Source organism: Gottfriedia acidiceleris (genome assembly GCF_004138285.1).
GTDB lineage: Bacteria > Bacillota > Bacilli > Bacillales > Bacillaceae_G > Gottfriedia > Gottfriedia acidiceleris_A.
The window spans coordinates 17083-38008 of record NZ_SCFN01000017.1 but is presented as its reverse complement, the minus strand read 5'-3'; the positions used below and the strand labels follow the sequence as shown (position 1 = coordinate 38008).

Here is a 20926-nt window from a genome sequence, read left to right as displayed (position 1 = left end):
ATGTTCATCTACATATTGATGAAGGCGTTTTCAATTGTGATTAAGAAAAATCAAAATATAACAACGAAGTAAAACTAAGAAAAATAATGATGATGATTGGGGAGAAGAAGATGAAATTCAAAGCAAAAAAGATAGCTGAGTTAGGGGAACATGTCTTTTTTAAGAATGGAATTAAAGGGATTGTTGAAAAGGTCAATGAAAATACAGTTATTGTAAATATAATTGATAATAAAACGGAATTGGTGTTTGAAGGAAACAGAACAGTTGTATCACATAAAAATTACAAAGTGATTGATGGTGTCTGAAGGAAAAGAAAAGGCAGTTATTCTTGAGTTATTAAAATATATTTAATGAATATTCTAAAAATTGAAAATGTAAGCGTTTTCTGTTATACTAAATAATAGGTGGATGGCATGTGTGGCTATCATTGTATTTGGCGTAGGCGGGGCCAATACAAGGGACTAATGAAATAGTATATGTAATGGAAATTGTTAATGCTTTTGAAAATGTGATGAATTAATAAAAAGTAATAAGAGTAATAATGTAATTGGATAAAAAGAAAGTACTGGATAGTTTTAAAATGCTATCCAGTTTTTGTTGTGGAAACGAAAACCCTAGGCTATTCTCTACCCCCTCCCATTTGTATGTTAGTATCTACTTCCCCAAGTTATTCGGCTATTCGGCATTTCACCAATTCGATTAGATTGTTTCTTCTTCATTCATAATAGCTTCTTTCTAAATATCTCTCATAAGAAAAAGGCAACCGGGGGTGGCTGCCTTCTTCTTGAGGGGGGAAAATAATGATAACTAAGAAAAAATATAGATAGGCTTAACAAGTTTAGTATTCACGGGGAGGTGTGAGGTCGTAAAACTTGAGAGGTAACTTACATTCTTAATAAAACTTCTTGAACCGAAAAATGCAAACTTGTAAAAAAAAAATTAATTTTTCGTTCTTAAATTATCCGATAAGCCATTGTCATTAATGATTTTGATTACCGAGATTTTTCCTTTATATTTGGAATAAAAGTAGACTTTACCTTCTACATTTGCAGTTTTTTCTTCATCTTCATTTTTCTGATAGCTGACTTCTGCTATGAAGGTATAAAGAGTTGAATCATTATCACTTTGCTTAATTGAAATCTTCTTAAGACTAAACTTATATCCATTATCGTAAGCATTCGAATATTGACTAAGAATTGTTGAAACAAAGGGATCGAGATAAGAATCTGTAATGTATGGTCCGTATACCTTTGCTACATATTTATCGAACGTTGGGTTTTCTTCTTTATTATTTACAACAGTCCTATATTTAGGATTCCACATTAGATCAATAAGCTTCTTATCTGGGCCAGTAAAAAGGTGCTCAAGAACTTTTTTAATTGCTTTCTTTGATGTTTCAGAAGATGACGCTTCGGTTGATTGTTCATTTTTTTGTTTTGTTGTTTTGCTAAAATCAGAACAGGCAGTAAGCATCATTGCAGCAATAATTATAATATAATTTCTTAATCATAATTTATTCTCCTTTTAATTAAAACTTAATTCATTTTATATTAGCATGATAATAAATATAAATTTGTCGATAGAAGGAGAGAGAAAGTAAAAGATAAATATAATATTAAAAATAACTCTTTCATTCATTTTTAAAAATGATAAAAGCTAAGTTTCCTCTGGAAAATGTGATTAATTCAGCAAATATACCAATTCTAAAAGCAATCATTTCTTTTGTTCAATTTATTTCATTAAAAAATATGATTTTGTGAGTTTGACAACAGCGGGTAACGTCAATGCAGAAATTATATATACAGAAGAAAACTTTAAAGAAAAGCCTTTTATGGAAGTAGTTGAAAGTGTTTCAGAACTTGTTAAAGAGGCTGGAAAATTTGGTGTCATTGCTGGAATCGAAGCGGGAGTAAATCATCCGATTTATTCTGTCCCAACCATGAAGCGTCTTTTAGATATGATTGACTCTCCTAATCTCCAAGTTATTTTTGATCCGGTTAATCTATTGACCATAGATAACTATATAAATCAGGAGGAGATTTTTGAAAACGCATTTAACATATTAGGAGACAAAATGGTTATTTTCCATGCGAAAGATTTTATTATTGGGGGTGGCTCACTAAAACAAGTGCCAGTGGGGCATGGATTGTTAAATTACGATAAGCTATTTGGTCTAATAAAGGAAAAAAAACCAAATATAAATATTTTAATAGAAGGAACAAAGGAACCGTTTATAGATAAAAGCATTGCCTATTTGAGAAGTAAATAAGAATAAATATAAGTTCACATTCGCGGTATTTTTTCAATATTTCTCCAATATTCATGTAATATAATTAAAAAAATCTAATTAGTGATAATTATGAGTAAAAAGATATATTTAAAGAATATTTAAAAGATCAAAGTAAAGTGGGTCGATGTTTTTTCTAAAGGGGTTAAAGGAGGAATTACTCATATTGCTACGTAGACCTAAAAAAATAAAATTGATATAATCAAATTCATAATGTGATTAGGTAATTCTAGAGGAAGAACTAACTTGTTAAAATATTGCATGGTCTTTAAAGTTATGATTTCGAACTATCAAAATACCGTACATTTATTAGCGAGTGGAATTGTTTAGTGTTGTAACATCAATACTTTTAGGAGGTCTATTTACATGGAGAATAAAATGATAGATATTGTCGCTAGTTTAACTTCATTAATAGTTGAGAAAATATAGTGAAAACATTTATTTTCGGTTTTTATGGAATCCAAATTTTATTTTTAATTATTTGTTTATTGCTTGGTTATTTTATATACGATAAACGGTTTAATCGAAATCATGGAAACCAAATACCAGAAGGATTTCAACGAACTAGCGAAGTAAATATTGATCCGGTAACAGGGGAGAAAACAAGAGTTTACTATAATCCAGATACAGGCGAACGATTTTATAAAAAAGAAAAGTGAAATTTTTAAAAACGCCCTTTTGGGGCGTTTTTGTCTGGAAGTTAAGTTTATTTGATAGTTGAGTTAATCAATTCAAGCATATCATCAAAATCAAACGGAGATTTCGATTTTACCGTCTCAGCAAATTGAGATACAAGTTTTAATGTTTCAATGCTTTCGATTGGATGGTGGCCAGCAGCACTTTCAGCGGATAGCATTACGGCATTGGTGCCGTCCATCACAGCTTGAAATACATCAGTTACTTCAGCTCTTGTTGGAAGTGAATTATCTACCATTGATTGTAGCATTTGAGTTGCTGTGATCACATATGTCCCATTTGAATTACACTCATGAATCATTGCTCTTTGTAAGAGAGGAATCCATTGATAGGGTAGTTCAACACCTAAATCACCGCGAGCAATCATAATTGCATCTGTTTCTTTATTAATTTCTTGGAAATTTTTTATTGCTTCGATCGTTTCAATTTTTGCTATTAATTGAGGTGTTTTATCACTTTTTGAATTCATAAAACTTCTGATTTCCTGTAAATGCGATGCCCGTCGAATAAATGAGCATGCAATATAATCTAAACCTTCTTGCAAAATGAATTCGATGTCTTTTCGGTCTTTTTCTGTAATAGCAGGTAAACTTGTAACGACTCCAGGTAAATTAACCCCTTTATGTGAAGAAATTTCGCCACCAGTTTTCACTGAAGTGACAATCTTATTTTGTTCTATATTTTCAACAAATAACTCCACGGCACCATCATTAATTAATATACGATCTCCTTGTTTCACATCGTTTATTAATCCTTTATAATCAACACTTGCTTGATTACGATCACCTGTTATTTCATCAATTATGAGTGTAAAAGTTTGATTAGGTTCAAGATTTATTTTTTCCCCTTCAATTTTTCCTAATCGAATTTTTGGACCTTGGAGGTCTCCTAAAATCTTGATTTCTTTTCCTGTCTCTTTTCTGATTGATTTTATTAGTTCGATTACAGTGTGATGACTATCATGAGTTCCATGTGAAAAATTTAGTCTTGCGATCGTCATGCCGTGTTCAATCAATTCAGACAATATTTTTTTATCAAAACTTGCTGGTCCAATCGTACAAATTCGATCGATTGTCATTTGATATCGCCTCCATTTACTGGAATTATTATACCCAAGATGAATTAGAAGAATCTAAATAATTTATGAAGTGTTAATTAAAGAAGAATAGCTCAAATAATCTTCATTTCTAAATTTTGACATTTTTCTACATTTTATAGAAGGAATTCATGTAACTTTTGTAGAACACTACTAATCGATCAAAATTTAGTATGAGGTGAATCTACTAGTGATTAAACAAGATAAATTAAAAGTTATAATTGGAGCAGGTGAATATAACAATAATCCAACATGGATTCAAACTCAGGAAGAAGAACTTAATTTATTAGTTAAGTCAACTTGGGAAAATAAATTCGAGAAAAATTCTATTACAGCTATTTTAGCTGAACATGTTTGGGAACACCTTACATATGATGAAGGTTTAGAAGCTGCTAAAATTTGTTATGAATATTTAAAACCATCAGGCTATATTCGCTGTGCGGTACCAGATGGATTTTTTCAAGACGAAATGTATCAAAGTATTGTTAAGGTTGGTGGACCTGGACCAAAAGATCATCCTGCTGCAAGCCATAAAATTGTATATAACTATAAAACACTAGTTAACATGTTTGAAACAGCGGGTTTTGAAGTTAAACTACTAGAATATTGCGATGAAGAAGGAAATTTTCATTGTAAAGAATGGGATGGTAAAGACGGTGTTATTTTCCGTTCAAAAAAATACGATCCTAGAAATCACGGGGAAAAAGTCCTGTTTCCTTCAATCATTGTCGATGCAATAAAGCTATAATTTAATAAAGATATATATTCTTATGAACTGACATTTCAATTCTTAATTGAGTGTTGAAATATAAAACGGGGCAATAAGGAATATGTATATTAAAATAAATGTATTGAATAAAATAATCATTTTTTTGTATTAATGATTTTAAATGTTAATATGTTTGGGCAATTTTGATGAATAAGTTGATTGGAACGGAGGGATGTTCGACTCCTATGGGAAATGCGGGAAGGCTGAGACCTCGCAGGGAACGAGGAGGCTCAGGTCTCGCCCCATGGAAAGCGAGCATCCTGTAGTGGAAATCAACATCACGCATGCTCCTTTTACGAAAATTTTAAAATTAATTAACCAGATTGTTTTTTCAACTGCATGCAAAGAACTGAAGCTTCACTTCAGTTCTTTAAATAGATTTAATTAGTAGATCATTATATCTCTGATTTCTTTTGTTATTCGTTCGATTTGACCTTGAAACATCATAGATGGGATGAAAATAGATTCTTCGGGATGGTTAATTACTAGATAAGCACTATGTGATGGTGTTTCTTTATAGCGATATTGTAAATTAACACGTGTAATATGATGTGCGGGTATCGTTCGCTTAAAACCCCAATGTTCGTATGTAACACCGTGATCGTTTATCCTGATAACCATACTACGAATATAACCAATATAAGCTAGAAAGATTATGCCTACCATAATCAATATCATATAGGACTTAATCGTATTAGGAAATCCATGCCTTCGTACATAAAAGATGAAAGTGATCATACAAATCGTAAACAATATCGCAACTAAAAAATTGGAAAGCCTTCCACTACTTCTAAATTCCACTTATGATACACCTCTTTCATATTAATATAGTTTTGACTAAAAACTTTTAATATTAACATTAGGATGATCTCTTTTAGTATGAATCAATAATCATTTTTATTAATGTGACTTATCCACTAGAAGTAGTACACAAACAATCCTTCTTTTCTATTAAAATAAAGTATACAAGTGTAAGGAGTATATGATGAAAATACAATATCAGAAATTTACGATAAATGGCCTTCAATATATTATTAGACATGCAGTACTTACTGACGCGAAACAATTATCTAGTTTGAGAGTACAGATTGACGGAGAGACAGAAAATTTAGACCGAGAAGCAGGGGAAGCATTTATTGATCCAAAAGGCTTTGAACAATTAATTATCTCAGATACAGAAACTATTAAAAATTTATTTTTAGTAGCTGAAGTTCAAGATAAAATAATAGGTTTTTCTAGATGTGAAGGAAGTCAATTAAAAAGACTTTCCCATAAAGTAGAATTTGGAGTTTGTGTCTTAAAAGAATATTGGGGATACGGGATTGGTAAACATCTTTTAAAACAATCAATTTCTTGGGCGGATTCTAATGATGTTCATAAAATCAATTTGTGTGTTTTAGAAACGAATGAAAAAGCAATTAACCTATATAAAAAGTTAGGCTTCGAAATTGAAGGCGTATTAAAAAACGATAAACTACTTTCTGATGGGAGATTTTATAATACAATATTAATGGGTAGATTTAAAAAATGAATGTTATAAATAATAAGTATTAAAAAGTGGGGGATTCATAAAAATACATTTTAAATATTATAAAATGTATTTTCTGAAAAATCCAGTGTTTTATGCGCTTTCTAGGATTTTAAAATTGAGCAAATAGATTAATTGAAAATGCTCTATTTATAAGCGATTGGTAATTTTCTAAAATAAACTCTTTTAAATTTGAAGGAATGAATGACTTGAAATAGAAATTATTAAATGGGAACTTAATCATGACGAACTCGTATAGCTATAGGAGATTAACAATAAGAAATAAAAAGAAGAGATTAGACCAAAATTTTAAAAAGAGGTGTTTTTAATGATTTTAGGTATAAACCCTTATTTAATATTGAATGGGAATGGACAGGAAGCTGTTTCATTTTATGAACATGCATTCAATACAAAGACCCTTGTCCTTCAAAGATTTGGCGACATGCCTGGGGAAGAAAATACAAATCTATCTGAAGAAGAAAAAAATCGTATCTTACATGCACATCTCAAAGTTGGATCAACAGATTTAATGATTTCAGACACATTTACAGGTCTACCTTATCAAATTGGCGACCAAACCACCTTAGCTATTTTAATTAATGACGTTGAAACAACGAAAGAAGTATTCGGTAAATTACAAGATGGTGGAAAAGTGATCATATCATTACACGAAACTTTTTGGAGTCCTTTATACGGACAAGTAACCGATAAATTTGGTGTTACATGGCAGGTTTCAACACAGTCAGCTCAATAGTTAAATGATGCTTCTTGTATAGCGTATAAGTCCGGCAAAGTGTGGAGATAACTCCTAGGAACTGACGAATAAATAGTTTAACGACAAGAGTTACTTTTGTGACTCTTTTTTTATTTTTGGGAGTTCAACTCCTAAATTCCTACCATTTTGATCTATTACTTTTTTAAATTGAAAATAAAAACCGTTTTATCTTGCATTTTTCAAGTATAATGAATCATATTCAATTAATGAATATGATTTTTCTTTGAGAGAAATCTATACATATATCGAAAAAAAACAAAAACGAGGTTAAGAAATGACTAAAAGAAGTTATGCGGAATATCATCTAAGTGATGAAATTAAAAGAGCACTTGCTGTATTAAAATACGAAACTCCAACTGAAGTTCAGAGTGAAGTCATACCATTAGCAATGGAAAATCAAGATTTAATCGTTAAATCACAAACAGGAAGCGGCAAGACTGCCTCTTATAGTATTCCTGTTTGCGAAATGATTGAATGGGAGGAAAAAAAACCACAGGCTTTAATTCTAACTCCAACTAGGGAGCTTGCAGCTCAAGTCCGTGAAGATATTACGAATATTGGAAGGTTTAAACGCATAAAAGCGGTGGCAGTATATGGCAAAGAACCGCTTACTAAACAAAAGGTAGAATTGGAACAAAAAACACATGTAGTAGTTGGTACACCTGGAAGGGTATTGGACCATCTTGAACGAGAAACCCTCGATATAGATCAAATAAAATATCTTATCATAGATGAAGCTGATGAGATGCTTAATAGAGGTTTTATCGATGAGGTAGAATCTATCATCAACCAGCTACCTTTAAACCGGGTAACGATGGTTTTTTCTGCTACCTTACCTAAAGATGTTGAAAATCTCTGCCATAAATATATGAAAGATCCTATTCATATAGAGATTGAATCAACCGGTGTAACAGCCGATACCATTGAACATTTTTTAATAGAAGTGAAAGAAGAAGAAAAGATATCACTCCTTAAAGACGTCACGGTTGTAGAAAACCCAGACAGCTGCCTAATTTTCTGCCGGACTAAAGAACACGTTGATGCTGTGTATAGTGAACTGGAAAAAGCTAATTATTCATGTGAAAGACTCCATGGGGGACTGGAACAAGAAGACCGATTTGCTGTAATGGAAGGATTTAAACTAGGGAACTTCCGCTATCTAGTCGCAACCGATGTAGCTGCCAGAGGGATTGATATAGATAATGTAACATTAGTCATTAATTATGACGTTCCTATGGAAAAAGAGAGCTATGTGCACCGTACTGGAAGAACTGGCCGTGCCGGAAATAAAGGAAAAGCAATTACGTTTTCCACACGTTTTGAAGGTAAGTTCGTAAAAGCAATTGAAAATTACATCGGTTTTGAGTTACCTACCATAGAGGCACCGAGTCATCAAGAGGTGGTTGGTGGAAAAGCTATCTTCGAAGAAAAACTAAACAGCAGGCGAATTGTAAGAAATAATAAAACAGCCCGAATTAACCAAGATATTATGAAACTCCATTTCAGCGGCGGAAAAAAGAAGAAAATTCGTGCTGTTGATTTTGTTGGAACAATCGCAAAAATCCCCGGTGTCACAGCAGATGATATCGGCATCATAACCATTCATGATCAAATGTCATATGTTGATATTCTGAATGGAAAAGGATCACTAGTTTTACAGGCCATGGAGAATGCGACGGTCAAAGGAAAAAAATTAAAAGTGAGTAAAGCAATTAAATAATGAAGTATATAGAAAGCCCTTTAATTCCTAACACTTTAAAAATTACTCGCTTATAGTGAAAAAGGGGCCTAACATTTAGGACCTAAATATTATTTAAAGGGTTTAGTTATATAAGAACAAAAAAGTCGATTTTCCCAAAAGCGGAAATCGACTTTTTGTTCTTCACTATCTTTCTACAATAGAAGGAATAAATCAATTTTATTTTATAAACAAGCTTCTAATGCAAGTTTCATCATTTTATCGAATGAAGTTTGTCTTGCTTCTGCACTAATCTCTTCATGAGTAACTAAAGAATCTGAAATAGTAAGTAAAGAAGCTGCTTTCTTTCCTAAGACTTTCGCATTATGGAATAGTGCATAGCTTTCCATTTCTGTACAAATACACTTATGCTCTTTATAAAAATCAACAAAATTTGGAACTGAACTTTCATAATAAAAAACATCACTAGAATGTATTCTTCCTTTAATAAAAGGAGTATTTATCTGCTTTGCAGTATCTTCAATTTTGTTTGTTAATGATTCACAAGGATACTGAATATCGCCTTCTACGCCTGCTTGAGTCTTTGCAAATGTAGATTGACTCCAAGCACTATCTACAAGCACAATATCGTGAATGTTTAGTTCATCTGTATAAGCTCCTGCACTACCTACTCGGATAATATTTTCTACATCATAAAATTTAAATAATTCGTATGAATAAATTCCTATACTTGGCATGCCCATACCAGATCCCATAACAGATATTTGTTTTCCTTTATATGTTCCTGTATAGCCAAACATATTACGTACAGTATTAAATTGTACTGGGTTTTCTAGATATGTTTCCGCAATAAATTTTGCACGTAGTGGATCCCCTGGCATTAAAACTGTTTTTGCAATTTCTCCTGATTTGGCTGTATTATGTGGCGTTGTCATATTATTTTCTCTCCATTTCTATTTTAAAAATTTACTTAACTAATCCTATACAACTAATATTCTTACTCATTTCACATGTTAAATTATCTGTAGGTTATCATTCTTTCCTAATATGATTCCGTTTACAAAATAAAACAAAACAACTTATTCAAAATAATGATAAATTAATACTACGAAGTATAGTTGTATACATAGTTGTCTATTTTTCTTCAACTAAATTATATTTCAACAAAATATAGAAATCAATAGAAAACTAAGCACTCTATATTTAATACTTATAAATTTTCAGGGAACGTTATTTAAAAGAAAAATGATCGTGTTTACCGTTTCCACTTTAACAGACAAGTTTGCGAATAATTCATAACTCGATATAATATTTATAAGGAGTGTTGATATGTCCGTTGAAAATAAAAAAAAATTACCTTTATACGTAGGGGTTTATGAAAAACTATTTAAACTAATTAATGAGGGAGTCTATCCAATTGGAAGTAAGCTTCCTTCTGAACCAGAACTTTCTAAGATGATGAATGTTAGCAGAATGACCCTAAGACAAGGATTGGGTTTACTAAAAGAGGACGGTTATATTGAAACAATCCATGGACAAGGTAACTTCATAAAACAAAATGTGAATTTAAGAAGTGTTGGCTTAGAAAAAATAGATAATACAGTTTTTCAATGTTGTACAGAAACAATTGATGATGTAGATGCTTATTTAGAAATTAGTTTTTCAGATGACTTTGAATATGTTAAAAAGATATTTAATCAAGATTCGGCAGTGATGATCAGGTTTAATAGATGGTACAAATCTAAAAATAAAATTGTCGCCCATGTTTTTACAATGTTCCCAAGTGAGACAGCTTCCCAATATCAAATGAACTTAGGTGACCAGCAGAGTGTACTAAAAATACTTGAAGAAGATATTTATAAGTTAATACATTCATCAACAATCGAAATAAAATTTACAGAATCAGTTCTTCCTTCTTCAAACTATGAATTACGTTCAACTAATAATTTATTCGTTTTACTAATTGAAAACCTATATGATTCAATGGGGAATATTGTACTTAAAAATAAGATTTATATTCCAATAGAACTTAGCTCAATAAAAATAAATCGAATAAACAAATAGTGGAAAAAGTAGTATTTGTAAAAAAAGAATTGTTAACTAGGTGAAGTATGACAGTTTTTAATTGAGAATTTTAATTACATAAGATTTTGCTCTTCCAATCTATTGTGAATCAAATTATGAACATTTCAACAAACTATATCATATTTAGTTGATTTTAAAGGAGAGCAATATGATTAAACTTGTATTAATCAGACACGGACAAAGTATATGGAATGTTGAAAATCGGTTCACAGGTTGGACTGATGTTGATTTAACGAAGAGCGGACTTTCCGAGGCAAGGGAAGCTGGCATCGTTTTAAGAAAAAATGGATTTACATTTGATATTGCCTATACATCAGTACTTAAAAGAGCGATCCGTACATTATGGATTATTTTAAATGAAATTGATATGATGTGGATTCCTGTTTATAAGACATGGAGATTAAATGAACGGCATTACGGTTCACTTCAGGGGTTGAATAAATCCGAAACAGCCCAAAAATATGGTGAAGAACAGGTTAATATTTGGAGAAGATCTATGAATGTTAGACCACCTGCTCTAAAACCGGATGATCCAAGATATGAAATAAATGAACCTCGTTATAAAAACTTGTTAAAAGATGAATTCCCGCTTACTGAAAATTTAGAGGATACAGAAAAAAGAGTATTAAAATATTGGGATGAAGAAATTGTACCAGCATTGAAAGCAGGCAAAAAGGTTATTATATCTGCACATGGAAATACTTTGAGGGGAATCGTGCAATATTTAGATCAAGTCTCAGCTGACGGAATTGCCTCGCTTAATATTCCAACAAGTATTCCTTTAGTCTATGAATTGACTAACGAACTAAAGCCTATTCGACATTACTATTTAGGTATGGATGGTGAACTTCCACCCGATGTAATTCCAAAACATATCCCTAGCGAATTACTTGACCAATTGGATGATGATCATCCTAATATAACAATACAAGATGAGTAAGATACAAAAAAGGATGGGTTGAGCAATTGTGTTTCCCATCCTTTTCATTATGCTTCAGATAACTTTAGTTTTTTTATTTGTAGTTGTACTAATCGGAAAGATAATGTTAGTGCTGACACTCCTAAACCGACAATTAATCCAACCCAGTATCCTTTTGCACCAAGATTTGTATTAGAGAGTGCATACCCGACTGGTAATGCTATTACCCAATAAGCTAAAATCATCATAATTAACGTGGCATTCACATCTTTATAACCTCTTAATGCACCTTGGATTGGCGCAGCAATTGCATCAAATAGTTGGAACATGACTGCAAAGATTAAGAATCCGCCTGCCAAAATTTGTACAGATGGATCATTTGTATACCATCCAGCTACATCATATCGGAATAAATAGATGATGATACCAAAAAATGAAGCAATTGAAACTGCCATTACTAAACCAATTTTGCTATATTCTTTTGCATTTTGAAACTCTTTCGCTCCAACTTCATAGCCGACAGCAATTGTTAAAGCCATCGAAATACTTAATGGAACCATATAGAGAAGACTCGCAAAATTCATTGCCACTGTATGTGCAGCAATGGTTTCAGTATCAAATTCACTTAATAATAATGTTACGACCGAGAATACACTTACTTCAAAAAAGATACTAAGTCCAATTGGAACTCCTAATTTTAAAATACTTTTCCAAGTTGCAAATGAAATTGGAGGAAGTTTTTTAAATAGATTGAATGTGCTAAATGGCTTTTTAGTTTTAATAATGTAAAAAGCAATTCCAAAAATAATCCAATACGTTATTGCAGACGCTACCCCCGAACCTACGCCACCTAAACGTGGAAGACCAGCTTTACCGAATATAAGGAAATAGTTCAAAATTACGTTAACTGGTACTGAAATAACTGTAATGACCATAGTCGTTCTAGTTTTACCTAAACCATCAATAAACTGACGTATGACTGTATATAGAAATAAAGGTAAAATTCCAAATGATAATGCGAATAAGAAATGAAGAGCAACACGATGAACTTTCGGATCAAGATTCATATGATTTAAGATTGGATGAATTGAAAATATACCAATAATAATAATGACAATTGCAATAATCCCAGCCAAATAAAGTGCCTGCATAACAAGAGGCGTTATTTTTTCATCCTGTTTTGCACCATTTAAATTGGCAACCATTGTCGTAATTGCGACTAAAATGCCAGTTAACCCAGTACTGATTGGAGTCCAAATACTAACACCTATCGCAACCCCTGCTAAATCCCCTGGACTACTATTACCAGACATGATTGTATCAAAAAATGACATCGAAAATAATGTCACTTGAGTGATTAAAATCGGAAGTAGTAGTTTAAAAAAGCGTGATATTTTATCCGTTTTAGTAGTATTCAATTTATCGACCTCCTAAACAAACACTTTTACAATTGTATCATGTTTTGGTTTAATAGCTATAATGAAATTATTCGGATAAATATTTTATAAAGAAAGTTGGTCTAAGATTGGGAAATCAAGTTATTATAATAACAGGCGCAGGAAGTGGATTAGGAGCGTCATTAGCTAAAAAGTATTCTGAGAATGGAGATCACATTTGTTTATTAGGAAGAACTGAAAGTAAACTTAGAGAAATTGGTAAACAATTACCTAACAATTATTCAATACATACTGTTGATGTTTCAGAACATGAAGATGTAAAAAGAGTCTTCGATACAATCATTCAAACATATGGAAAAGTTGATTTATTATTTAATAATGCAGGTGTTGGAATTTTTGAACTTGCAGAAGAATTAAATGAAGAAGCAGTACATAATATGATCGATATTAACCTAAAGGGAACCATTTTCTGTTCACAAGAAGTTTTAAAACAAATGAAAAAACAAAATAGTGGAACGATCGTTAATATTGTCTCTACTGCAGGTCTAATTGGAAAAGCAACTGAATCAGTTTATTGCGCAAGTAAGTTCGGAGTTAAAGGCTTTACCGAAAGTTTGGTTGTTGAATTAACAGGAACGCCAATTTCGGTGTTTGCAGCATATATGGGCGGAATGAATACAGATTTTTGGGCAGGTATTTTTGATGAAGATAAAACTTCAAAAATGATGAATCCAGAAGATATAGCTGAAATCATAATTGAAAATATAAAACCACGCAAAAATATATCCATACCTGAAATTATCATAAAAAACATAAAATAAGTATTAACGAAGCCGCCTTTTACACAAACTATATCCAAATCATTAAGGACTAAGTGAGGTATAATAGATGAGCAAATCAAAAAAGCACAAATCAATTGAATCAAATCAAAATAATTTTGACGAATTATTACTTGAAGATCATAAAGCTGCAGATGATATTCCAATCGATTGGTTACCAAAAAGTGAACCGATTACGGAAACAATGTCATATAAAAATGCTGAAGATTAAATAAACTTTTGTTTGAAAAGACTTGTTTTGTATCATAGGATGAGTAGGCTTAGTGACCTGGAAATTAAGCGCTTTCAATTAGTCTCATTGACATGTTTTTTTGACTTTGACTTCAAACTGTAAAGAATAGCCATTTTGGCTATTTTTTTTTATTTTGATATGGTATTATTATTGAAGCGTTTTATATTTAAGCCAATTCCTGGCATTAAAATACATAAAAAAATGAAAAACAAGATATAGTTAGGAGAATTTTTGATGGAAAAAGTACTAGTTTTTGGTCATAAGAACCCAGATACAGATACAATTTGCTCTGCAATTGCATATGCAGAATTAAAAAAGGCATTAGGTGAAAATGCTGAAGCAATTCGTTTAGGTGATGTAAGTGCAGAAACACAATTTGCACTTGATACGTTTAAATCTGAAGCACCACGTTTAGTAGAAAAAGTTGTAGCTGAAACAAATAATGTAATTTTAGTTGACCATAATGAGCGTCAACAAAGTGCTGATGATATCGAACAAGTTCGTGTACTTGAAGTTATTGATCATCACCGTATTGCTAATTTTGAAACTAGCGATCCTTTATACTACCGTTGTGAGCCAGTTGGATGTACTGCTACAATTTTAATCAAATTGTATAAAGAAAATAATATCGAAATTCAGAAAGAAGTTGCTGGTCTAATGCTTTCAGCAATTATTTCTGATACATTATTATTTAAATCTCCAACTTGTACTGATCAAGATGTTGCTGCTGCAAAAGAACTTGCAGAAATCGCAGGTGTAAATGCAGAAGAATATGGTCTGGAAATGTTAAAAGCAGGTGCAAATCTAGCTGATAAATCGATAGAGTCTTTAGTTTCACTTGATGCTAAGGAATTCCAAATGGGTAACTATAAAGTAGAAATCGCGCAAGTAAACGCAGTTGATACAAATGACGTACTTTCTCGTCAAGCTGAATTAGAAAATGTACTTGACGGCATCGTTGCTAATAAAGGATTAGACTTATTCTTATTCGTTGTTACTGATATTTTAACAAACGACTCGATCGCAGTTGCAAAAGGAAATGCATCTAATGCAGTTGAAAAAGCATACAATGTAACTTTAGAAAACAACACTGCTTTGTTAAAAGGTGTTGTATCTCGTAAAAAACAAATCGTTCCAGTATTAACTGAAACATTTAATACACTTTAATTAGTAATTTAACAACAAAGTCTTTTGAAAGGCTTTGTTGTTTTTTTATAAATAGCTAATAAACGGGGGATTTGAAATGGAAAATTTAAAATATCCGATTGGCAGATTTACTTTACCATCAAGCTACACTCATCAACAACGTAAAGAATTTATTAAAATTCTAAGAGATGCTCCTATTAAATATAAAGAAGCAATCATATCACTTACTGAAGAACAATTAAACACACCTTATCGTGATGGTGGTTGGACACCAAAACAAGTTATTCATCATGTTGCTGATAGCCATATGAATAGCCTTATTAGAGTTAAATTAGCTTTAACTGAAGAAAATCCTACTATCAAAGCATATGATGAAAATGCATGGATTTCATTAAGTGATTCGAATTTTGCTTTTCATAGTTCTTTAAAAATAATCGAAGGTATTCACGAACGTTACGTAGTTTTACTTGAATCACTAACAGAGGAAGAGTTTAATCGAACTTGTTATCACCCTGAGCTTAAAATCAATATTAGTATAGATTTCATCTTAGCTTTATATGCTTGGCATACTGAACATCACTTGGCTCATATTTATTTAGTGAAAAATAATTAATAGTAAGGTGTGAAGAAGAATTAAATTATTATTCATTTGTAGCAAAAATCAATGGAGAAGTCCTACAGCAGAAAAAATTTTTCACTTATATAATGGCTACCAAGCAAGATCAGCAGGGACAGAAGCTGGTGCCAGGATAAAAGTGACAGAGGGACATATTGGTTGGGCAGATATTATTTTTGTAATGGAGAAAAAACATTTAAGAAGAATTCGCGATAAGTTCGGTGATTTACTTTATGAAAAAAAGATTATCAATCTAGATATAGCTGATGACTATCAGTTTATGGACGAAGTATTAATTGAAATTCTCCAAAATAGAGTATCCGAAATAATTCAGGTAAATGGGCAGGAAGCGTAAAAAATTTATAAGTTTTTAAGGAACCCACTCAGCAAAAGAGTGGGTTTAGTTCATTTTACCTATTTGGTAGGTGAGTTACTAAGCATTTCGTCATGAAAATAGAAATTTCCAAAATAACCCAATTTTCAACTGTGTCAAAGTACATGTTGTACACATAAAAATAAAAATAGAACAAAATAAGAAAAAGGTGTGAGTATGTACTACAAATTATTAAGGCAATATATTAAAAATTCAAATTTAAGTTTGACTGATATAGCCAAAGAATTAAATAAGTTGGGTTTTTCAAAAGACAAGAGCTATTTAAGCAAATTACAAAATGCGAAGTTGACTCCACCTGAGGAAAAATTAACTAGAACGATTGCAAAAGTGACTGGTGGAAATGCTGAAGAATTAATTTGGTGTGCTTATATTATTAATGCACCTGAAAGATTGAAAACTCCTTTACGAAACATTTCAGAAGAAGTACTCAATCTTGGAAAGAAAGAAATGGAAGGTAATCTGAAAATAGATGTGGTCTATAAGGATAAAATTATTGAGGAACGTTCAAAAATATTTTCTGAATTTATTAGACAGACACGATTACAAAAAAAACTATCAATAAAATGCCTTGCAACAAAAGCAAATGTATCCCATTCATATATTTCACAAATTGAGAATGGTAAAAGAGGTATTCCATCAACTGAAATTATACGAAAGTTGGCAGAACCACTCGGTGTTCCTGTTATGCAGTTGTTTCAATTAGCTGGGTATGTACCAATGGATGAAAATGATTGGATAGAAGGTATGAACCTCATACGTAAAGCTAATTCAATGCTAAACGAGGAAGAAAAAGAGAAATTATTGAGGTTAATAGAAGCTTTTCTAACATTGTCTTCTTTCCACTTTTTCTAATTTTATAGAAAAAATTAAAATGCAGGATTCAGGATATATCCATTAACTGCATTTTCTATCCAGCTAATATACCTTTAATTAGATAAATTGCAATACACCAAATTATGATAGCCGATATTTTATTAATAATCAGCATAAATTTACCTGATTGATCAAGTTTTCCAGCCGTTCTACCGGCTATTGCGAGTGACAAAAACCAGATCCACGAAACTGCAATACAAGTTACCAAGAAAGCAATTTTTTCAATTCCATCATATTGAAGTGAATTTGTTCCAATTACTCCTATAGTATCTAAAATTGCATGAGGATTTAGAAGTGAAACTGATGTAGCAAACAGTATTTGTTTTTTTACTGAAAAATGCTCCTGACTTGTAGTTACTTTTGAAGATTTAGCTTTCCATGTTTGCCAGCCCATATATGTTAAAAACAAAACGCCAAAGCTTAAAAGAGCGGTTTTTAAATAAGGTGATGTTAAAATTAGCACTGAAACCCCTGTAACAGATAAAGTAATTAATAATGTATCGCAAATCGATGCAGTTATTACAGCAGGAAGTGCATTAATAAATCTTTTTTGAGTTGCACCTTGTTGAAAAATAAAGACGTTTTGTACCCCTAAAGGAAGAATTAATCCAAAAGATAATAAAGCAGCGTGTAAAATAGTTTGAATCATAGAACCACCTAACTAATCATTTTTATGTACAATTCATTTCTTTTTACGAATCTTGACTAAATTTGTAAATTTTAGGAAAGGATAGTAAGAAACTGTAAAAGGAAGTGAAGAGTATGTCACAACAATTTGAAAATTTACCTGATTATGAATTATTAGCGAATAATCCAGCATTATCATTACATGAACTGTCATATCACTATGATATGAGTTTTAATGATATTGCTGAAATTAGAGGGATCTCTGTAGAAGATTTAGTAAATTACTATCAGACAAATACTTCTCACGATTCATTATTTTATTTTGAATAAAATATACTTAAAGCTGAGCCAATATTAAATTGGAATCAGCTTTTTTTGCGTAATCAAATCATCTACTTATTATATTGAAAAATTAGTGAGAATACTAGAATTATAGATAAACATAACGGGTTCTAAAAGGAATTTGGTTCAAACAAAGAAAGCTAAGCCATCGTTAGACTTAACTTCATTTTTTCTTTATTGTCTTTAGTCGCCAATTATTACATACCATAAATTGACCGATTGGATATTCAAAATTACATTTTTTAATAAACTTGAAATTTAATTTTTCACATATTTTATTAGATGGAATGTTATTAGCAGAAGGAAAAGCGTGAATATATTTATGCTTTGATTCTTTTTGAGCCTTCTTAATAGCTTTTTTTACTGCAATTGTTGCTATACCTTTTCGTTGAAATTGTGGTAAAATGCTCCAACCAATTTCATAAACAAGTTTACCATCCCATATTCGATCCCAGTAGCCAACAGTTCCAATTTTTGTTCTGTACGGAAGTAAAATGATTGCAAACATTTGTCCTGTACCTATTCTACTCATTTCAAGATAATGCTTGTGCCGACTCATAATTTGGTTCAAACTTTCTAGTCCTCCAAGATATTTCATCATACTATTCGTATTTGATGACAGAAGTAAATTAAGATCTGCTTCGTTCCAAGGCTCGATTAAAATGTTTGATTCATCTGTTTTTGACAACTAATTCACTCCAAATTTAAATTAAAAAGCATCATAATAAGATAGTATTCTTAAGTGAAGATGATATTTCTGATTAATTAACACAAATTAAATAGGAGAGTTGCTTAACACAAAATCATTTGATGTGTTTTAAAAAGTAGAATTACATAGGTGAATTACAATGCAGCTTTATTTGGACAAGAAAATCCTAATTTTTTGTTGAAATTAAAGATTTATATGAATGATAGGTGGCTTAAGAATATGTGTGATAAATTCAATAAAATCATTAACTGGGTTGAAGAAATAAAAGTACGCAATCAAAGTTCAGGCTCAGCTTTAATCATTATGAAAGATAATAAAATCATTTTAGAAGATTATAATAGTTTCCATAGTAATGCTGTCATTCAACTCCAATATTCGAAACATCTCGGTTCAATAATGCCTCAGCTAGTAAAAGTTATATCATCACAGTAATATAAGCACTTGGATTTCTTATATTCTTAGCTGGAGACAAGAGTTGTTTAATGTTTTTGTGTAAAATATGGGCATGGATACATATAATTATTTATATATTAGTAATTTACTTTAATTAACAGGAAAACTTTAATAGTTGTATATTTTACTGGTTAATTTTTTAATAAAGGGGAGAGGATTTTTTTGCAGACTTTTTTTAAATATAACTGGGTGGTTAGAGAAGATTGGTATCGTTGGTGTGAAGAGTTAAGTGAAGAGGAGCTTCTTAGAAAACGAACGGGTGGAATGGGAAGTATTTTACATACTCTTTTTCATATTGTTGATGTGGAGTGGAGTTGGATCCGCTTATTGCAAGGTAAGGATGATTTTCAAGAGAATTTCGAACAGTATAATAGCTTGGAAAAGGTTCGAAAATTAGATATAAAATTTCATATCGAAGTCGAGAACTTTGTGAACAAGTGGGATAATCGTATGGAAAATCAATTATTTTACGATACACTTCCAGATGGTAGAGTTTTGACGGATACTTGGGGAGAAATCATGCGACATGTTATCGCTCACGAAATTCACCACATCGGACAATTATCAATTTGGGCAAGGGAATTAGGTAAAAAACCTATTTCTGCGAACTTAATAGGACGAGGACTAGCTTCTATTTCGAATAAAAAATAAGTAAGTGAAACGTCACTCATTTGTACATTTCATGGGAATAATTTATCCTGTAGAAGAAATGAATAGCTAATTTAGTAGGTCGACTCTTTAGTCGATTTTTTTTTGCTGATAATCTTATTTTGCCACCTAGTAAATATGTTGCTAAAAAATAAAAGGGCTCTTTGTTTTTTTAATACTACATATGAATAAACTAAAAAGGGCTGTTTGCAGGTGGTGAATTTTTGGACAGCCCTTTAAATGTGATTTTTTCTAATTTTAAAATCTAATCTTATTCATTAATTTTCAACTGATAAGCTCTGACGATAATCCCATCATTTGCTGGTTCAAAGTCAAACTTCTGCAATCGTTTGAATCCGATACTTTCATATAAACTTATGGCATTTTTCATAAATTCACCAGTATGTAATCCGATCGCATCGAATCCTTTTGCCTTAGTCCGATTAATACATTCTGAAATTAGCGCAGAAGCAATTCCTTGACCGCGATAGTCTGACTCTACAGCAAGCATTCGTATTTCAGGGTAATCAAGCTCGTCGACATAACCTTCATAGGCATTTGTTTTTGCAGGAAATAAAACAACACTTCCGACAATTTTTCCTAGAAGCGTGGCAACAATTATTTCCACACCTTCTTGTTCATCAACATTCGAGAATAAGGAATTCTTTAAAGCATTCCAATGATTAACTGGTAATAAGTTCACGTATTCATAATAAGCGTTAATTCTTTGTTCTCGAATGGACTGAAACATCTCTTTTTCGGCATTACAAATTTCTATTTTTACCATTTCGATTGC

General features: G+C 31.5%; 26 protein-coding genes. 18 read left to right on the top strand and 8 right to left on the bottom strand.

The features are described from left to right. The first annotated feature begins 110 nt into the window (after positions 1-110). Positions 111-305, top strand: a complete 195-nt coding sequence (locus EP747_RS18870) for a DUF2187 family protein (RefSeq protein WP_129691625.1) — start codon at positions 111-113, stop codon at positions 303-305. A 634-nt stretch (positions 306-939) separates the two neighbouring features. Here EP747_RS18870 and EP747_RS18865 read toward each other — a convergent pair. Beyond that, positions 940-1473, bottom strand: a complete 534-nt coding sequence (locus EP747_RS18865; RefSeq protein ID WP_129691624.1) for a hypothetical protein — start codon at positions 1471-1473, stop codon at positions 940-942. 289 nt (positions 1474-1762) lie between these two features. Between EP747_RS18865 and EP747_RS18860 the strand changes: the two genes are divergently transcribed. Then, positions 1763-2269, top strand: a complete 507-nt coding sequence (locus EP747_RS18860; RefSeq protein ID WP_235832939.1) for a sugar phosphate isomerase/epimerase family protein — start codon at positions 1763-1765, stop codon at positions 2267-2269. Between the two features lie 446 nt (positions 2270-2715). Continuing rightward, positions 2716-2946: a hypothetical protein gene (locus tag EP747_RS18855; protein ID WP_165347148.1), complete on the top strand. Its 231-nt coding sequence runs from the start codon at positions 2716-2718 to the stop codon at positions 2944-2946. 47 nt (positions 2947-2993) lie between these two features. Here the strand turns inward: EP747_RS18855 and EP747_RS18850 are convergent, their stop codons facing one another. Then, on the bottom strand, positions 2994-4061 hold the full coding sequence (locus tag EP747_RS18850) for a pyruvate kinase (RefSeq protein WP_129691623.1): 1068 nt from the start codon (positions 4059-4061) through the stop codon (positions 2994-2996). Positions 4062-4257: 196 nt separating this feature from the next. On the opposite strand from EP747_RS18850, the gene EP747_RS18845 reads away from it, so the two are divergent. Next, complete coding sequence (locus EP747_RS18845; RefSeq protein WP_129691622.1) at positions 4258-4827, top strand: class I SAM-dependent methyltransferase; 570 nt, start codon at positions 4258-4260, stop codon at positions 4825-4827. A gap of 405 nt (positions 4828-5232) precedes the next feature. Here the strand turns inward: EP747_RS18845 and EP747_RS18840 are convergent, their stop codons facing one another. Next, positions 5233-5649, bottom strand: a complete 417-nt coding sequence (locus EP747_RS18840) for a hypothetical protein (RefSeq protein ID WP_129691621.1) — start codon at positions 5647-5649, stop codon at positions 5233-5235. A 184-nt stretch (positions 5650-5833) separates the two neighbouring features. Here EP747_RS18840 and EP747_RS18835 point away from each other — a divergent pair, with 184 nt between their 5' ends. From EP747_RS18835 to EP747_RS18825, 3 genes are all read left to right on the top strand, one after another. Beyond that, positions 5834-6379 (top strand): GNAT family N-acetyltransferase, encoded by a 546-nt coding sequence (locus EP747_RS18835; protein ID WP_129691620.1) that lies wholly within the window; start codon positions 5834-5836, stop codon positions 6377-6379. Between the two features lie 325 nt (positions 6380-6704). Continuing rightward, a complete protein-coding gene (locus tag EP747_RS18830; protein ID WP_129691619.1) occupies positions 6705-7130 on the top strand; it encodes a VOC family protein in 426 nt (141 codons plus the stop codon). A 295-nt stretch (positions 7131-7425) separates the two neighbouring features. Continuing rightward, complete coding sequence (locus tag EP747_RS18825) at positions 7426-8871, top strand: DEAD/DEAH box helicase (protein ID WP_129691618.1); 1446 nt, start codon at positions 7426-7428, stop codon at positions 8869-8871. A 203-nt stretch (positions 8872-9074) separates the two neighbouring features. On the opposite strand, the gene deoD is transcribed toward EP747_RS18825, so the two are convergent. Further along, on the bottom strand, positions 9075-9785 hold the full coding sequence (gene deoD, locus EP747_RS18820; protein ID WP_129691617.1) for a purine-nucleoside phosphorylase: 711 nt from the start codon (positions 9783-9785) through the stop codon (positions 9075-9077). 394 nt (positions 9786-10179) lie between these two features. Here deoD and EP747_RS18815 point away from each other — a divergent pair, with 394 nt between their 5' ends. Then, positions 10180-10914, top strand: coding sequence for a GntR family transcriptional regulator (locus tag EP747_RS18815; protein ID WP_129691616.1), 735 nt, complete (start codon positions 10180-10182; stop codon positions 10912-10914). Positions 10915-11083: 169 nt separating this feature from the next. After that, a complete protein-coding gene (gene gpmA, locus EP747_RS18810; RefSeq protein WP_129691615.1) occupies positions 11084-11875 on the top strand; it encodes a 2,3-diphosphoglycerate-dependent phosphoglycerate mutase in 792 nt (263 codons plus the stop codon). Between the two features lie 47 nt (positions 11876-11922). Here the strand turns inward: gpmA and EP747_RS18805 are convergent, their stop codons facing one another. Next, the gene (locus EP747_RS18805; RefSeq protein ID WP_129691614.1) at positions 11923-13272 is read right to left on the bottom strand and encodes an MATE family efflux transporter; all 1350 of its coding nucleotides are present in this window, start codon (positions 13270-13272) and stop codon (positions 11923-11925) included. A 107-nt stretch (positions 13273-13379) separates the two neighbouring features. Here EP747_RS18805 and EP747_RS18800 point away from each other — a divergent pair, with 107 nt between their 5' ends. The 6 genes from EP747_RS18800 (at position 13380) to EP747_RS18780 (ending at position 17330) form a co-directional block, all read left to right on the top strand. After that, the gene (locus tag EP747_RS18800; protein WP_129691613.1) at positions 13380-14072 is read left to right on the top strand and encodes an SDR family oxidoreductase; all 693 of its coding nucleotides are present in this window, start codon (positions 13380-13382) and stop codon (positions 14070-14072) included. Positions 14073-14139: 67 nt separating this feature from the next. After that, positions 14140-14301, top strand: coding sequence for a hypothetical protein (locus tag EP747_RS24360; protein ID WP_165347146.1), 162 nt, complete (start codon positions 14140-14142; stop codon positions 14299-14301). Positions 14302-14556: 255 nt separating this feature from the next. Continuing rightward, positions 14557-15489: a manganese-dependent inorganic pyrophosphatase gene (locus EP747_RS18795; RefSeq protein WP_129691612.1), complete on the top strand. Its 933-nt coding sequence runs from the start codon at positions 14557-14559 to the stop codon at positions 15487-15489. A gap of 76 nt (positions 15490-15565) precedes the next feature. Then, a complete protein-coding gene (locus tag EP747_RS18790) occupies positions 15566-16081 on the top strand; it encodes a YfiT family bacillithiol transferase (protein ID WP_129691611.1) in 516 nt (171 codons plus the stop codon). A 142-nt stretch (positions 16082-16223) separates the two neighbouring features. Continuing rightward, positions 16224-16439 (top strand): protein tyrosine phosphatase, encoded by a 216-nt coding sequence (locus EP747_RS25245; RefSeq protein ID WP_328590745.1) that lies wholly within the window; start codon positions 16224-16226, stop codon positions 16437-16439. A 195-nt stretch (positions 16440-16634) separates the two neighbouring features. Beyond that, entirely contained in the window at positions 16635-17330 is a 696-nt protein-coding gene (locus EP747_RS18780; protein ID WP_129691609.1) for a helix-turn-helix domain-containing protein, read from the top strand. 55 nt (positions 17331-17385) lie between these two features. Here EP747_RS18780 and EP747_RS18775 read toward each other — a convergent pair whose 3' ends face one another. Next, positions 17386-18000, bottom strand: a complete 615-nt coding sequence (locus tag EP747_RS18775) for a LysE/ArgO family amino acid transporter (protein ID WP_129691608.1) — start codon at positions 17998-18000, stop codon at positions 17386-17388. Between the two features lie 113 nt (positions 18001-18113). Here EP747_RS18775 and EP747_RS18770 point away from each other — a divergent pair, with 113 nt between their 5' ends. After that, positions 18114-18308, top strand: a complete 195-nt coding sequence (locus EP747_RS18770; protein ID WP_088011853.1) for a hypothetical protein — start codon at positions 18114-18116, stop codon at positions 18306-18308. Positions 18309-18483: 175 nt separating this feature from the next. On the opposite strand, the gene EP747_RS18765 is transcribed toward EP747_RS18770, so the two are convergent. Then, positions 18484-19008, bottom strand: coding sequence for a GNAT family N-acetyltransferase (locus EP747_RS18765; protein WP_129691607.1), 525 nt, complete (start codon positions 19006-19008; stop codon positions 18484-18486). 240 nt (positions 19009-19248) lie between these two features. Between EP747_RS18765 and EP747_RS18760 the strand changes: the two genes are divergently transcribed. Both EP747_RS18760 and EP747_RS18755 read left to right on the top strand, forming a co-directional pair. Next, the gene (locus EP747_RS18760) at positions 19249-19461 is read left to right on the top strand and encodes a hypothetical protein (RefSeq protein WP_235832938.1); all 213 of its coding nucleotides are present in this window, start codon (positions 19249-19251) and stop codon (positions 19459-19461) included. Between the two features lie 183 nt (positions 19462-19644). Further along, complete coding sequence (locus EP747_RS18755; RefSeq protein ID WP_129691606.1) at positions 19645-20133, top strand: DinB family protein; 489 nt, start codon at positions 19645-19647, stop codon at positions 20131-20133. Positions 20134-20401: 268 nt separating this feature from the next. On the opposite strand, the gene EP747_RS18750 is transcribed toward EP747_RS18755, so the two are convergent. Further along, positions 20402-20917 (bottom strand): GNAT family N-acetyltransferase, encoded by a 516-nt coding sequence (locus EP747_RS18750; RefSeq protein WP_129691605.1) that lies wholly within the window; start codon positions 20915-20917, stop codon positions 20402-20404. Positions 20918-20926 lie beyond the last annotated feature (9 nt).